The sequence below is a fragment of the Singulisphaera acidiphila DSM 18658 genome (genome assembly GCF_000242455.2).
In the GTDB taxonomy this organism is placed as follows: Bacteria; Planctomycetota; Planctomycetia; order Isosphaerales; family Isosphaeraceae; genus Singulisphaera; species Singulisphaera acidiphila.
In genome coordinates, this window is sequence record NC_019892.1 from 5,106,985 (window position 1) to 5,121,185 (window position 14,201).

The window sequence follows — 14,201 nt, forward strand, 5'->3', positions numbered from 1 at the left end:
CCTCCGTTTATCAAGGGGTATTTTCTGATGGGGGGGGATGATCGACACGAGCCAACGCGTCCGTTGCGGGCTGATGCCCGGAGGAATCGCGATCGGCTGATCAAGGTGGCCAAGGCGATGTTCAGCGAAGGGGGGGCTGATACGAGCCTCGAAGCGATCGCCAAGGCGGCCGGTGTGGGGATCGGCACGCTCTATCGCCACTTCCCGACGCGAGATGCGCTGATCGAGTCGGTCTACCGCAACGAAACGGAGAACCTCGCCCGGGCGGCGTCTCGATTCGCCGCCGACTTGCCTCCGGTCGAGGCCTTGCGCGCCTGGTTGCGCCTGTTCGTTGACCACATCGCTACGAAGCAGGTCATGTCGTCGGCGCTTGCCTCGATGGTCGGGGGGCCTTCCGAGCTCTACGCCGAATCCGGTGCGTTGGTCAAGGCGGCGATCGCCTTGCTGGTCGATCGGGCGGTCGCCAGCGGTGCCATCCGCCTGGACATCGACCCGATCGACTTGCTCCGCGCCCTGGCTGGCGTCGCCTGCATCAGTTCTGCCCCCGGCTGGGAGGAGAGTGCCAAGCGGCTCGTCGACATCCTCATCGCGGGGGTGCGGATCCCGACTGCCGAATGACTCATGCCGGTCCGGCCGGTGGAGTCTCGAGGGTAGGCGGCGTTGATCGTTGGTGAGGGACCGGCCCTGAAGGTCATTCTTGAGCCTCGCTGGGGGCGGTTTGCCGGACTCCTTCCGCCTTCGACTTGTTTCTGGCCGGCTCGATTTGGTATGAAGGGATGCACTTGGACGATGCTCCAAGGACGGAGGCTTGCTTGAGGTCAGCAAGCCAACGCCATTCCATTGAGGGGCGCTGCGACGGTACGCATAGGCGTTCCTGCCAGGCTCGATGGGATGGATCATACTACTGTGCAACGGCGCCCGTTCATCGTTTCAGGAGACTTTGAACGTGTCCGCTACTGCGCAAAAGCCAGCTGCCGTCAAAGATTACCACGTTGCCGACATCGCGCTTGCCCCCTGGGGCCGCCGCGAGATCGCCATCGCCGAGACCGAGATGCCGGGCCTGATGGCGATCCGCGAGGAGTATGCCTCGCGCCAACCCCTCAAGGGGGCTCGGATCACCGGCTCGCTCCACATGACGATCCAGACGGCCGTCCTGATCGAGACGCTCAAGGCCCTCGGCGCCGAGGTCCGCTGGGCCTCGTGCAACATCTTCTCGACCCAGGATCATGCTGCCGCCGCCATCGCCGACGCTGGGATCCCCGTCTTTGCCTACAAGGGTGAGTCCCTCACGGAGTACTGGGACTACTCCCATAAGATCTTCGAGTGGGCTGACGGCGGGCACTCGAACATGATCCTCGACGACGGCGGGGATGCCACCCTGCTGCTCCACCTCGGCGCCCGCGCTGAGGCCGACATCTCCGTCCTCGACAAGCCCTCCAGCGAGGAGGAGCGCGTCCTGTTCGCCGCCATCAAGAGTCGGATCGCCTCGCAGCCCGGCTGGTACGCCAAGAACCTCGCCGCCGTCAAGGGCGTCACCGAGGAGACGACCACCGGCGTCCACCGCCTCTATCAGATGCACAAGCGTGGCGAGCTGAAGTTCCCCGCCATCAACGTCAACGACTCGGTCACGAAGTCGAAGTTCGATAACCTGTACGGCTGTCGCGAGTCGCTGGTGGACGGCATCAAGCGAGCCACCGACGTGATGGTCGCCGGCAAGATCGCCGTCGTCGCCGGCTACGGCGACGTGGGCAAGGGTTCGGCCCAGGCCCTTCGCGCCCTCTCGGCCCAGGTGTGGGTCACCGAAGTCGACCCGATCTGCGCGTTGCAGGCCGCGATGGAAGGCTACCGCGTCGTCACCATGGAGTATGCCAGCGACAAGGCCGACATCTTCGTGACGGCCACCGGCAACTACAAGGTTATCACGCATGCCCATATGGCCAAGATGAAGGATCAGGCCATCGTCTGCAACATCGGCCACTTCGACAACGAGATCGACGTGGAGTCGCTCGAGAAATACACCTGGGAGGAGATCAAGCCGCAGGTCGATCACATCATCTTCCCCGACGGGAAGCGGATCATCCTGCTCGCCAAGGGTCGCCTGGTCAATCTCGGCTGTGGCACCGGCCACCCCTCGTACGTGATGAGCTCCTCCTTCGCGAACCAGACCCTCGCCCAGATCGAGCTCTGGCAGCACAACGAGAAGTACCCCGTCGGCGTCTACGTCCTGCCCAAGAAGCTGGACGAGCATGTCGCCCGCTTGCAGCTCAGGAAGCTGAACGTCCAGTTGAGCGAGCTGACCCCGGAACAGGCCGCCTACATCCACGTCCCGAAGGAAGGCCCCTTCAAGTCCGAGCATTACCGCTATTGATTCGGCTTTCTGGCGCGGCAGGGGGCGACGTCCCCTGCCGCCGCCTTGATCCAGGTCGGATGCCTTGATTCGAGTCCCACGGGGAGTTGTGTATGAGTTGGCGGGGGTGTTTATTGCCGGGGCCGGGAGCATGTGAAGTGGGTGGCGGGGGATGCGGTGGAGGAAGCGTGATCGCAGTGGCAACAATCAATGCTTCATGGCGACGTCGCCGTAGGGATTGTCAGGGATCCCAGACGAAATGGTTCGCAGTTTTTGGTTAGCCTTTTCTGCTAACTGTGAGCGAAGACTCTTGTATTGAGCCTTTGTTCCTTCCCTTAAATACCGAATGCCAGCGTGCCCCTTCGCTCCCGGTTTTGAATCGAGAATGGGCATACCGTCCTCGCCCAAAATCAACTTCCCTTCCCCATCTCTGAGTCTTTTAGGTTCCCACTCTACTTCCAGGTGATGGGTCTCGGGCGAGTTTGGCTCTGGAACGAGAGACCGAATTGTGTCGATATTTAGAGATGCTATCGTATTCTTCGATAAGTTGCATCCGGTTAGTTGCCATGCCTGCTCGTCGCTTGTTAATTTTTCGGCCCAGACCGATAAACGAGGAGGTATTGCATTTTTCTCATTTGTGGATAATTCAAACATCTCCGGACTAACGTAGCCGTCTTTCGACAGTTTCACCAGCCTGATAACCCATTCTCCTGTGGGTAATGGATCACCGTCATCGCCTGGATGGATGTCGTTCATTGACGCTATTTGTCGTCCGTATTATGAGACACGGTGCAGGCAAGTAGCCTACACCGTGACATGCCGAATTTTCTGTCTTAAGCTGTTGCCGTCAGAAGACTTAGGTGAAAAGCCGCAGCTTGGCAATGGTGTCCAAAGGGAGCCCGTCGGTAACGTCCTGCTCGTGCTCCCAAAGCCCTCCGGTGCGACGATTCCGGTAAAAGAACTCGACGTGCCTATCAGGAAACATCTCAAGTTCCAGATGATGCTCGGCCTGGTCCCACGTGTAAAGCAACTGTCCATCGGAGCCCGGACAAGCGTCGGGGATTGCCAAGGAGGAGCCAGCCGCATCCAGTAAGTCGAGCAGAATCCTCCAGGCGGTGTTTTCAAGCTCGGTGCTGATCTCGCCATCACGCTCAAGCTTTTGCAAGTACTTTCGATGTTCTTGCAGGCGAGGACCGGGGCCGATCTCTTTCGGAGCCGCAACGGCCCCACATGGCCGGCCCACCTGTTTTGACCAGGAGAACAAACTCGTCTCAATAAGCATGACAATCGCGCGGCGAATGGAATTTGGCCACAACATCAACGACTGCAATGTGTTAGGAGTGGGACGGCCACAAAACTCGGATCCCTGACGTCCGAACTCAACTTCTCCAAGAGGCGGAGTGGAGCTCGTTTCACGGTCGAATATCATCGAGGTAGCGGCTGCCATTAGTGGGCCTTCCTCGGAGGGAAGTAGAGCTTGAGGATATTCTCCAGCTCATCTGGTGCCAACCGGAAAAAATCTTGCATCCGGTCGGTATTGAACCTTCGCATGGCTGCTTCGTTGTCTGCTGTGTTCAGATCCTGCTCAATGGCAATCACGTCTTGGGACGTTGCATTCGCAGTTTGATGACCCGACCTACAGCGAAACCAGCTATTCAAATCGATTTCTTGTCGTGTGTACTGCTTCAGTGCATGCAGTTCAAATCCGGTCGGTCGATTGATTGGACCTTCCAACCACTCATTACGACAAAAATGCCGGGAGATAGCTTGAGCAGGGTTTTCACTCGGTGCCGTTCTGGTCACGACGCAGGCAATTCGCCCCTGTTCGACACAAAGATCATCAAGATACTCGGCGAAAAGGCGGCTGGCAAGGTTCAGGTGGGCGGTGATATTGACTTCCGTCTCATCAGCCTGTTTCTGACGACATAAGTCAAGTCGACTGGGCCCGGCCAAAAGTTGGAGCAGTGAATCCTCGCTCTTCAGGACGACTCGGGGAACTTCCGGCATATCCTCCGGAAGATCTATGGAGAATGGTTCTCCGCCGAACAAGTCTCCGTGCTTGGAAAGGAAAAGGGCAAGAACTCGACCGTTGCGAAACCGCAACCCCGGTGTGAACAGGACCGTCCGAATTTGTATGGTCCTGAATTCGAGCACCGCAGACCTCCTCGTCCCGCCTTGTCCCCAGATTTTCTTACGAAGTCTGGCGCGGGGATGGTACAACTCTCCCCCTAATCAGACAAGGCGATCAAGCAAACACGACGAAATCAATTATACCCAGTGCGACCCTGCGGGCGACATCGGCCGCTGAAAGTCCCTCCGTTTCTGCAACCGAACGCCGTTCGCTTGCAGGTGTGACCCTGCGGGTGACATCGGCCGTTGAAAGTCCCTCTTGTTTTCTGGGAATCACTTCCCCGACGAGGTTGCTGGATCGAAGGTTGAAATTGACCCTTGGCTTTGCTGAAACTCTATTTGATGTCATCCGATCCATTGTCAGTTATCGACAAAACAGTTGCTTCGATCCTCCCATTCTTTTTCCGCCCCTAATTCGTCTTGATGGATCTTGCTTCTATTTTAACCCATTGCCAGGAAGGAAGTTAAGCCTGCTGTTTGTGTGAGCTTTGCTGCTCAACGCTTCTCGCCGGAGCCTCTTTGGGCAAATGAAAAGGGCATACCGCTGGTTCGGGTTTCCGCTCCATTGAGTCTCATTTCCTACGGGGCATCCAGGGAGCCGGATTCCTTTTTTTTGCCATAACCCAATAACAGCCAACTAGATAGGAACCATTTCTGTGGATCTGCCGGCCTTGGGATCGTGGCATCGAGCCCAAGATCCCGATTTCGTCCTTTCGCCCACAAGATGAAAAACACGCCCTCTATAAATACACATGTCCAGTGTCAGTTGGGTGATTAGCGTACGCGAGTTAACTTGCTGCGCTTCAAACAGTTTTGTCGATGAGGTGGCAATTTGTTGCATAAGCAAAATTTCTCGATTGTGAGATTTTTTTGACTTAATTTCTTTGTCTATAACGAGTAAAGTGTTTTCGGGATTATGGAATACGTCCATCGGATTTGATGCGACTGCTGATTGATTTGCCTTCCCACATTCATAGAGAGTGCAGGTTCCCTTGCTCTCCTTTACTCGCCGCGCCGCCGCTTGCGATGGCTGATCGCAACGCGCCGGTTCCGCTCCCGGCGCTACTTGGGCCATCTCAGGATTTCGGCGACGTCCCACACGCGGACCTTGAGCAGATGGACCAGCGGCGTGCGAACCTTGGGGACGCTCATCCGCGTCCACTCGGCTCGGCTCGGCTCGGCTCGGCTCGGCTCGGCTCGGCTCGGCTCGGCTCGGCTCGGCTCGGCTCGGCTCGGCTCGGCTCGGCTCGGCTCGCCACTGCGGAGTGGGCGTGCCGGATATGCGCCGCCCGAACTGCCCGGCAAGAACTTCGCAAGCCTTGACCGGTCGCCTAACCACGACCTCTTCGCCCTGGCGGCGCTGGTCTTCCCCCTGCTGATGATGGGCCGCCCCCCTCTTCTCAGGCGTGCCGCTGCTGAGCAACCAGAAAGTGCCGGGGATCGGACCGGTCCTGAGCAAGCGGCTCTTCGACTGGCGCAACAGCCTGATGGCGTCGTTCCGGCCCCAGCAGACGCTGCCCGACTCGGAGAAGAACCGCATCGCCAGCCGCTATGCGCCCGTCATGCTCCCCCTGGGGCAGTCGATCCAGGGGGCGATCAACGACCTGGATTCGATCTCCATGGCGCACCTCACCCGCGAAGCGGAGACGATTCAAGCCATCGCCGCGACCGTGCAGAACTTGGCGATCGCCGAGGCACACGTAAGAGCGTTGAAAGTGGCGTAGTTTCGGGACGCTTGCTCGCTTGCTCGCTTGCTCGCTTGCTCGCTTGCTCGCTTGCTCGCTTGCTCGCTTGCTCGCTTGCTCGCTTGCTCGCTTGCTCGCTTGCTCGCTTGCTCGCTTGCTCGCTTGCTCGCTTGCTCGCTTGCTCGCTTGCTCGCTTGCTCGCTTGCTCGCTTGCTCGCTTGCTCGCTTGCTCGCTTGCTCGCTTGGTGGCCATGCCTCCCATGGAGGCGAGCGGACGCTCAGTTCCAGAACCACATGACCACGACGCTCAGGAGGCAGTAAGCCCCCAGAAACGTGGCGCAGCCCCACCGCCATTGGCCACCATACCGCGTCACGAGTACCGGTAGCAGCAGCAGCGAGGCGAACGAGAGGGCGACTTTCGTGAGAGTGGGGATCTGGACCCTGTCCGCAGCGACTCCACACAGGCCAAGGACAAGCGGCCATGTCCACCCGACGAGGTAGATGAGCCGGCCGATGGGGGTCGGTTGCCTCGGACTCTTCGGTCGGGTCGTGACAATCGGCGAGGCAGGGGCGGCGTAAGGATTCGGCTCATCGCTCATGGGCGCACTGACTCCTGATCCGCTTGCCGAACTGAACCTGGACGATTGGGGCTACCTTGGCGTAGCCATGCTTTGTGGCAGGCTTACGGGACCCTGATCTCGGACAAGTGTTTTGAGGATTCCTGCCGCCAATGCGTCGACACCAACAATAGCCGTGTTCGACAACACAAAAACTCCGTATTGATGATCCTCCGTAAATCCAAGATAAGTCCTGAAGCCGCCGGTTCCACCGTTGTGCCAGATGATATTCTGCGAAATGGCGCTCTCGAACGATCGAATCCAGTTCATTCCCATCGCCCGATCGGCACGCTCTTGAAATAATACCTGGTGCGAGCGCTGGATTGCTGCGTCGATTGGGGTAGGAATGAGGCCCATGTTCGCTTTGAGAAACGTCATCATGTCACGGCCTGTTGAGCGAATCGCGCCCGCGCCGGCGAGATGATTCGGAAGCTGCCACTCGTCGCTTTTCAGCCCAAAACTCGCCGGACCCAGATTGAGAACGAATCGGTAGTTCGCGGGCATATGCTCTCGAAGCCAATCGTCATTGGTGATTGTGGTTCTATGCATTCCGAGGGGCTGGCAGATCTTGCTTGTTACAAGCGTCTCGTAATCTGTTCCGTTTTGCGTGGCGAGAACGAACCCCAGGAGGCCGGCGGCGAAGTTTGAGTAGCCCCACTCGGTCCCCGGATCGCATGTCAGTTTGACCGTGGCTAACGCGTTGCGAAATTCCTCTTCGCTGTAGTCGCGATACGGATCGCCGCCAAGTAGCATATGAAACACGTCGGATATGCCAAGCAAGTTCGCCGGAAGTCGGGGGAATCCCGACGTATGGGTTGTGCAATGCCGCAGCGTGATCTCCCGCGCTGGCTCCGACAGCGACCATCCTTCCGGTAGCAGCTCCGCGATGCGGTCGTCGAGTTCCAACTCTCCGCTTTCAATCCGTTGGGCCAGGAGGATTCCCGTGAAAGCCTTGGAGATGGAGCCGATTTCAAACACGGTGTCCGCGTCGGGAGGCTGCGAACCTCTCACCTGACGGGCGCCGAACCCCAACAGGATTTCTTCGTCCTTGGCAATGGCACCGACAACGAGGCCAACATGTCCCTCTGGGAACGCTTGCTCGACATGTTGCGTCACGATCTCGGCAAGTCGCCCGTTTTCCTCGCTTAAGAGTTGTCGTCTGACACGCCTGGGAACGGTGGTGAGGAACTCCCAAACGCCGATGACCACCCAGAACAGGCCAACGGATGCCAAGGTCCATGAATTCGGCCGGGTCCTGGGATCGCGGATGCCGGAAAACCAGAGGGTGGCGATTCCCATGCAGAACCAGAATAGGCCGCCGATTTGTTTGATTCGGAGGGACGTGGGCACCTTCGCTTTCACGGTCACGGCCGCCGACGCTCTCGAGGTCGGCTCCCCCGCCGAGCCAGCCCCGCTGCCTGTGCGAAAGGTGGAGAGTCGTCCCCAAACTCCCAGAAACGAGAGCCACAGGCCGCAGCCGACCACGAAAAGGGGCAGCAAGTTGTTCATGAAGCGGATCTCGCATGACCTTTGCGGAATGACACAGGGGGGCACCCGCCGACAGTATTAGTGGGTGCTCTCGGTCCTTTCTTACAGGAGCCGCAAGAGAAACTCGAAAAAATGTGAGAGGTCGGCTGCGGAGTGTGATTGCTCAGCGGGATAACCTGGCGAGCGGACGGACTGGCCCCGTAATCATAGGGATTGAAAGCCACATTGGATTCGGAGATGGTCTCTGTCAGTATACGCATCCCGTTCTGAATTCTCAGCAGGCGAGGCTCAAAGGTCACGGCCCCGAACCGCGTCCAGGTCTTGTTCGCCAGCACACTCACGAGCTTGACGGAGACGACGGTTCCCGATCCCGCCTCGGCGACCTTGCTTTGCTCCGCCGCCGTCGGTTGGCTGGCGCATTCCCGCCGCCGCGACCATCAGCCATTACGACGTGAGCTGTGGAAGCTGTATCGGGGGCTCAGTCCTCCTTGGATCGGGAGGATGGGAAACCAAGAGAAGGCCGGGGGTAAGGGGTGGCCGGGAAGCGTTGAAAGTGAGCAGGTTCGGGAGGATCGGGAGTGACAACAAGCCAAGGGTAGCGGGCGGCATTCCGGTACTTGTTCGTCATATGATTGGCCCACCTGTCGTGTTCTGTCGGGGGGGGCCTCCACCCACCACGAACCCCGGGTGACTCGATTCTAAACAGGTACATCTGGTACGTGTCGGCACGACGTTGGTAAACGGCCGAAAGCCTCATCATCCTGCCGGCCCAGGCAATCAAGGCGACTATGGCCACGGCAACCATCAGTGTTCGCAGTTGGAATCTGGGCAACCTCATCGCTCGCTCCAGCCGGTGAGCACGTTCTGATGCTTGGCCAATCTAGCTAAGGCTATTGTATGCCTGCGATCGGCACAAAATGATTGAACGTTGGGCCAGCAGCGGCAGGGCGACTGTGCCCCATGCCTTGTGGTTGACGAGCAGCCCGTGGACGTAAGAGCGACCCGGCTGGGCCGGGTGTCGGGTTGTGATGCACGCCGGCCCCCTGGATCTGCGGCCCATAATGCTTCGTCGTGGTGTCGTCGAGGGCGAGGGAGCAGGACTGGAATCGATCGCTGAGCTTGGCTCCGAGGAACAGGAGGGCGAGCCTTGGGGTGGACCGGCGATCGAGAGGCCGGCGAGTCGGGCGAACCACTGGTACGGTGCGGGTGTCAAGTGAAGAGGATATCATCGGGGGCCGACTCTGCTCTATGTGGTAACTGCCATCGTCCCGCTCGGGCCGGCCCCCGTCTACTTCAAGGCGTGCCAGACGGAGATATGGATGGCTGTGGAGGTGTGGCAGTACGCTCGACCGAAAGGCCGCTCGCCACGCTGGGATTTCCGCGTCACCCACGGCGATGCGGTCGCGTTCGAGTCCGCGTGGGTGGCGATCCGCTACTCCGCCCGAGAAGATGCTTCCTGGCTGGCTGGGTTGATCGACTTGTTGGTCGCGTGTGGCACACTCCTATGGCGCCCTGGTCACCCGGCGCCGACCTCGGCCGGGATGCGGTGGGACGGCGACCTGGATGACGATTGCTGGGCGACGGTCGGCGACATGCACGCCCACGCGGAGCATCTCCACGGCCCCCGTCGCGGTGGGGCCTGGTACTCCTCGGTCAGTCGATCGGGCCGGTTGTTCCATACGGCCGACTGTGGAGTACAACCCCGTAGCGGCGTGGCGGCCCGTTGGCTGTGCGAATTGGTCATGTATTCGGCTTTGCCGGGCGACGCAATCAACGTTCGATAGCCACCCTATAGGATCCCTCCGCAGGCCATCAGAATGCAATGAAATTGCGGAAAGTACAGATCTCTCTGCAAGTGCAGGATTAGCCTTGAAGGTACGCGCTGGTGAGCGACTGCTTCGCCTTGAGCAGTTCTTTGGGTGTGCATTCAAACATAATTTTGCCCCCCTTGCTGCCGCCTTCGGGACCCATGTCGATGATCCAGTCGGCGTTTTTGATGACATGGAGGTTATGCTCGATAACGACCACCGTATTGCCTGCATCCACAAGACGATTCATGACACTCAGCAGGTGGCTAATGTCGGACATGTGCAAGCCCGTGGTGGGCTCGTCCATCACGTAGACGCTGCTCTGCTTGTGCAGTTCGCTGGCCAGCTTGATGCGCTGACATTCGCCGCCTGAGAGCGTGCTTAACGGCTGACCCAGGCTCAGGTAATCCAGCCCCACGTCACTCATGGCTTGGAGCTTGCGAAGCACTTCCTTGATCGCGAAATACTCCAGCGCTTGCTGCACGTTCATGGCCAGCACGTCACTGATGGATTTGCCATTCAGCTTATAGGCCAGCACTTCGTCTTTGAAACGCTTGCCGCCACAGACTTCGCAGGGCGTTTTCACTTCGCTCAGAAAGGCCAGGTCGGTGTAGATGACGCCGAGTCCTTGGCAGTTTTCGCAGGCACCCTTGGAATTGAAGCTGAAAAGCGATGCGTTGACCTTGTTGGCGGCGGCGAATGCCTTGCGCACGTCATCCAGGATGCCCGTGTAGGTGGCCGGGTTGGAGCGGCTGGAAACGCCCACGGCCGATTGGTCGATGACGATGGCATCGGGATGTTGCCGCAAGAAGACCTGGTTGATCAATGAACTCTTTCCCGAGCCAGCGACGCCTGTCACGACCGTGAGTACACCGGTGGGGATATCCACACTGACGTTCTGCAGGTTGTTGATTCTGGCGTTTTTGACCGGCAGCTTGCCTGTTGGCTTGCGGAACTTATCCTTGAGAGGAATGGTCTGCCTGATGTGTCTCCCTGTCAACGTATCGGCGTGCAGCAAATCCTGATAGCTGCCTTCGAAGACGATCTCGCCTCCGTGCCGCCCGGCATGTGGACCTACGTCAATGATGTGGTCCGCCACTTTGATCACGTCCGGATCATGCTCGACCACGATAACCGTGTTGCCCTTGTCTCGCAGTTTTTGCAGCAGCTCATTCATGCGATGCACGTCACGGGGATGCATGCCCACGCTCGGCTCATCGAAGACATACATCACGTCCATCAGGCTGCTGCTGAGATGTTTGACGATCTTGATGCGCTGGGATTCACCGCCGGAGAGCGTGTCGGTTTCACGGTTCAGGTTGAGATATTCAAGACCGATATCCACAAGGTGTTGCAGGCGTTCCACCAGCGTATTGACAATCGGCTGGGCAATCGGGTCCTTCATGGCTTTCACAAGCTCGATCAGCTCTGTGATCTCCATGTTGGCCAGTTCCGCGATATTGTGGCCGTTGATCTTGCATTCCAAGACGGCCTGGCTGAGACGCGTCCCCTTGCACTGGGTGCACGGACCCATCGTCATATACGGAGCGACGGCCTTTTGCGTACGCTCCGACAGCGTTTTGATGTCCCGCTTGATGTACTTGGACGCAAACTTTTCGATGATGCCTTGAAAGGTCAGATTGATGTCCTTGGTACCGACTTTCGTTTTGACCTTGATGGACTCACTATACAGCAGCGAATCCATTTCCTTTTGAGTGTATTGAGAAAGCTTTTTGTCGGGATCGAACAATCCGGATTCAATACAGAGGCTCCAACCCCATGCATTCACTGCATATTCCGGGAACAAGATCGCTCCTTCATTGAGCGATTTGGAGGTGTCGAGAAACTTGTCCAGGTCCACATCCAGTTTGCGGCCAAGCCCGTTGCAGTTCGAGCATATGCCCTGCGGATCGTTGAAGCTGAAGACGTTGACCGGACCGACGAAGGGCTGTCCGATGCGCCAAAAGAGGCGACGCAAGATGCTGTAAATATCGGTGACCGTCCCCACGGTCGAATGGGAGCCGCCGCCCAGGCGCTTTTGATCGACGACGATGGCCATACTCAAATTTTCGAGGGCATCCGCTTCGGGCTGAGGATAGCGCGGCAGGAAGTTGCGGATGAACAGGCTGAAGTTTTCGTTCAACAGCCGCTGAGCTTCGTTGGCGAGGGTATCAAACACGATCGACGATTTCCCGGAACCGGAAACACCTGTAAAAATCGTGATCTTGCGTTTGGGAATGCGCAGCGAAACATTCTTCAAATTGTTCTCGCGTGCGCCGCGGATCTCAATGTATTCCTGAGGCATGGATTCGCTCCTCATCAGATCTCTCGTTCCATTTCACGGAGTGTCTGGTCTGCGTCTTTTTCCTTGGGCTGGCAGGCGGCAAGGCGGCGACGCAAGAATTCTCGATCGGCGCGGGCCGTGGTAAGGTGCAAGGCTTCTCGCCAGGCGCACGCGGCGGCGGAGTATCGGCCGAGGCGGAAATGGAGCTCGCCGATCACGGCGTGCCAACCGGGATAACGGGCCGGAACGTTTTCCGGAAGAACGGCGGCCAAGCGATCGAGGCCGGCTTGCGGGCCGTGCAGGTAAGCTTCGGCGACCGCGCGGTTGAGGGAGTTCAGCGGCGACGGCGCGATGCGATCGAGCGTGTCGTACAATTCGGCCATCTGTCGCCAATCGGTGTCGGCGAAGGTCGGCGCGCGGCAGTGCTCCCAGGCGATGCCGGCTTCCACGTGATAGCGCGTCAGCTCGTCGCCCGTGGCTGACCTGGCGAGCCAGGCCATGCCTTCGCGCACGTCGCTCCAGTTCCAGGCGGAGCGATCCTGTTCCTCGAGCAAAACGATGGTGCCGTCGAGAGCGACGCGCGCGTCGAAGCGGGCCCCGTGGAAGCACATCAGCGCGAGCAAGGCATGGACCGCTGGGACGTCGCCGACGGGATGGTCGGCGAGCATCCGCGCCAGCCGGCGGGCCTCATCGCACAGGTCGCGGCGGATCGGCGTGTCGCCATGGGTGACGTGGCAGCCCTGACTGAAAAGGAGATAGACGACTGCGAGGACCGCGTCCCGCCGGGCGCAAAGCTGGGCTGCATCCGGCGTGTCAAAATCCACGTCCAGCTCGCGCAGCCGATCCCGCGCCCGCTCGATCCGCTTCTGGATGTTGGCGTCGGTGGTGAGCAACGCGCGGGCGATCTCCGCGGTGCTGAAACCGCAGAGCGTCCGCAGCGCGAGGGCGACCCGGGATTCGGCCGGCACCGCTTCGTGGCAGCAGACGAAGAGCAGGCGAAGCGGTTCGTCGCCGATCTCGTCGGCGAAATGGGCTTCGATCGGCGGCGACGATTCCTGCTCGGCGTCTTCGGCCAGGCGAGGCAAGGCATGGGCGTGGGTTCGCTCTCGCCGCAGCGCGTCGATCGCGAGGTTGCGGGCGGTGCGGTAGAGCCAGCCGGCCGGGTCTTCCGGCACGCCGCGCCGAGACCAGGTTTCCAGGGCCTGCACGAGCGCGGTTTGAACGACGTCCTCAACGAGCTCGAGCCGGCGCACGCCGAGCGACCGGGTCAGCAAGGCGCTGATCCGGCCGAACTCGTGGCGAAAAAAGTGTTCCACCAGCGCGCGCGGTTCGCTCAAGCGTAGCCGGCCATTTCGCGGATCTCGATCGCATAGTCGCCCGGACACTCGAGGGCGATCACCAGCGCTGCGTCGTAGTCTTCGGCCTGGATGACCGAGAAGCTGGCGATGGTTTCCTTGGATTCGACATAGGGACCGTCAGTCACGAGCCCAGCCTTCACGAGCCGGCCGCTTGGCTTCAATCCGTCGCCACCGGGCAAAATCGCCGCACTGAACTTTTGCATCCATGCGCCCCAGGCCGCTCCCAAAGCCTGCATTTCCTCAGGAGACGGCTGGGCGGGGCTCACCAAGGAATCGCGAAAGATGAACAGAAACTTCGCCATGACGGTACTCCAAACGGTTTCGGATGCGCGGGCGGGGGTCTGTCCCCCGCCTTTACGTGAATACAACGAACAAGCTGCAACCGTTCGGACACCGGCGCGGGAAAAAAATGATCGACGCGACCGCTCGCCCTCCCGGCGGACCCCGGCGCGAATCGGAAGTCCTCCGGGGGCCACGGGTTATA

Annotated in this window: 13 protein-coding genes, 1 pseudogene and 1 riboswitch; of the genes and pseudogenes, 4 read left to right on the forward strand and 10 right to left on the reverse strand. The window is 59.4% G+C overall.

Features of this window, described 5'->3' with window-relative positions:
- Nucleotides 1-27: 27 nt before the first annotated feature.
- Nucleotides 28-618 (forward strand): TetR/AcrR family transcriptional regulator, encoded by a 591-nt coding sequence (locus SINAC_RS20055; RefSeq protein ID WP_015247427.1) that lies wholly within the window; start codon nt 28-30, stop codon nt 616-618.
- Nucleotides 619-836: 218 nt separating this feature from the next.
- A riboswitch (S-adenosyl-L-homocysteine riboswitch) is annotated at nt 837-927 on the forward strand.
- Nucleotides 928-946: 19 nt separating this feature from the next.
- Entirely contained in the window at nt 947-2,368 is a 1,422-nt protein-coding gene (ahcY, locus tag SINAC_RS20060) for an adenosylhomocysteinase (protein WP_015247428.1), read from the forward strand.
- Between the two features lie 186 nt (nt 2,369-2,554).
- Here ahcY and SINAC_RS40020 read toward each other — a convergent pair whose 3' ends face one another.
- The 4 genes from SINAC_RS40020 to SINAC_RS20075 form a co-directional block, all read right to left on the reverse strand.
- Nucleotides 2,555-3,103 (reverse strand): hypothetical protein, encoded by a 549-nt coding sequence (locus SINAC_RS40020; RefSeq protein ID WP_015247429.1) that lies wholly within the window; start codon nt 3,101-3,103, stop codon nt 2,555-2,557.
- Nucleotides 3,104-3,203: 100 nt separating this feature from the next.
- Complete coding sequence (locus tag SINAC_RS20065; protein ID WP_015247430.1) at nt 3,204-3,794, reverse strand: hypothetical protein; 591 nt, start codon at nt 3,792-3,794, stop codon at nt 3,204-3,206.
- Nucleotides 3,794-4,501 carry a hypothetical protein gene (locus SINAC_RS20070; protein ID WP_015247431.1) on the reverse strand — a complete coding sequence of 236 codons (708 nt, stop codon included), beginning with the start codon at nt 4,499-4,501 and terminating at the stop codon, nt 3,794-3,796. The genes SINAC_RS20065 and SINAC_RS20070 overlap by 1 nt, the downstream gene beginning before the upstream one ends.
- Nucleotides 4,502-5,539: 1,038 nt before the next feature.
- On the reverse strand, nt 5,540-5,782 hold the full coding sequence (locus SINAC_RS20075) for a hypothetical protein (RefSeq protein ID WP_044147227.1): 243 nt from the start codon (nt 5,780-5,782) through the stop codon (nt 5,540-5,542).
- A 125-nt stretch (nt 5,783-5,907) separates the two neighbouring features.
- Between SINAC_RS20075 and SINAC_RS20080 the strand changes: the two genes are divergently transcribed.
- Nucleotides 5,908-6,201: a hypothetical protein gene (locus SINAC_RS20080; RefSeq protein WP_237722917.1), complete on the forward strand. Its 294-nt coding sequence runs from the start codon at nt 5,908-5,910 to the stop codon at nt 6,199-6,201.
- Nucleotides 6,202-6,440: 239 nt separating this feature from the next.
- Here SINAC_RS20080 and SINAC_RS20085 read toward each other — a convergent pair whose 3' ends face one another.
- The 3 genes and pseudogenes from SINAC_RS20085 to SINAC_RS42165 form a co-directional block, all read right to left on the reverse strand.
- Complete coding sequence (locus SINAC_RS20085) at nt 6,441-6,761, reverse strand: hypothetical protein (protein WP_015247433.1); 321 nt, start codon at nt 6,759-6,761, stop codon at nt 6,441-6,443.
- Between the two features lie 51 nt (nt 6,762-6,812).
- Nucleotides 6,813-8,288: a serine hydrolase domain-containing protein gene (locus tag SINAC_RS20090; RefSeq protein WP_015247434.1), complete on the reverse strand. Its 1,476-nt coding sequence runs from the start codon at nt 8,286-8,288 to the stop codon at nt 6,813-6,815.
- A 907-nt stretch (nt 8,289-9,195) separates the two neighbouring features.
- Nucleotides 9,196-9,480 (reverse strand): annotated as a pseudogene (locus tag SINAC_RS42165) (IS701 family transposase); the annotation flags it as partial.
- Between the two features lie 106 nt (nt 9,481-9,586).
- On the opposite strand from SINAC_RS42165, the gene SINAC_RS20100 reads away from it, so the two are divergent.
- Nucleotides 9,587-10,051, forward strand: coding sequence for a hypothetical protein (locus tag SINAC_RS20100; protein WP_015247436.1), 465 nt, complete (start codon nt 9,587-9,589; stop codon nt 10,049-10,051).
- A gap of 79 nt (nt 10,052-10,130) precedes the next feature.
- On the opposite strand, the gene SINAC_RS20105 is transcribed toward SINAC_RS20100, so the two are convergent.
- Genes SINAC_RS20105 through SINAC_RS20115 form a run of 3 tightly spaced genes read right to left on the reverse strand, consistent with a single transcriptional unit; the run spans nt 10,131 to nt 14,019 of the window.
- Complete coding sequence (locus tag SINAC_RS20105) at nt 10,131-12,380, reverse strand: ATP-binding cassette domain-containing protein (RefSeq protein WP_015247437.1); 2,250 nt, start codon at nt 12,378-12,380, stop codon at nt 10,131-10,133.
- Between the two features lie 14 nt (nt 12,381-12,394).
- Complete coding sequence (locus SINAC_RS20110; RefSeq protein WP_015247438.1) at nt 12,395-13,696, reverse strand: RNA polymerase sigma factor; 1,302 nt, start codon at nt 13,694-13,696, stop codon at nt 12,395-12,397.
- Nucleotides 13,693-14,019 carry a YciI family protein gene (locus SINAC_RS20115; RefSeq protein ID WP_015247439.1) on the reverse strand — a complete coding sequence of 109 codons (327 nt, stop codon included), beginning with the start codon at nt 14,017-14,019 and terminating at the stop codon, nt 13,693-13,695. The genes SINAC_RS20110 and SINAC_RS20115 overlap by 4 nt, the downstream gene beginning before the upstream one ends.
- Between the last annotated feature and the right edge of the window lie 182 nt (nt 14,020-14,201).

Excerpts from the sequence above, each read along its gene's own strand:
- SINAC_RS20055 (WP_015247427.1), top strand. The coding sequence starts at position 28 with ATGGGGGGGGATGATCGACACGAGCCAACGCGTCCGTTGCGGGCTGAT.
- SINAC_RS40020 (WP_015247429.1), bottom strand. The coding sequence starts at position 3,103 with ATGAACGACATCCATCCAGGCGATGACGGTGATCCATTACCCACAGGA.
- SINAC_RS20065 (WP_015247430.1), bottom strand. The coding sequence starts at position 3,794 with ATGGCAGCCGCTACCTCGATGATATTCGACCGTGAAACGAGCTCCACT.
- SINAC_RS20085 (WP_015247433.1), bottom strand. The coding sequence starts at position 6,761 with ATGAGCGATGAGCCGAATCCTTACGCCGCCCCTGCCTCGCCGATTGTC.
- SINAC_RS20090 (WP_015247434.1), bottom strand. The coding sequence starts at position 8,288 with ATGAACAACTTGCTGCCCCTTTTCGTGGTCGGCTGCGGCCTGTGGCTC.
- SINAC_RS20100 (WP_015247436.1), top strand. The coding sequence starts at position 9,587 with ATGGCTGTGGAGGTGTGGCAGTACGCTCGACCGAAAGGCCGCTCGCCA.
- SINAC_RS20105 (WP_015247437.1), bottom strand. The coding sequence starts at position 12,380 with ATGCCTCAGGAATACATTGAGATCCGCGGCGCACGCGAGAACAATTTG.
- SINAC_RS20115 (WP_015247439.1), bottom strand. The coding sequence starts at position 14,019 with ATGGCGAAGTTTCTGTTCATCTTTCGCGATTCCTTGGTGAGCCCCGCC.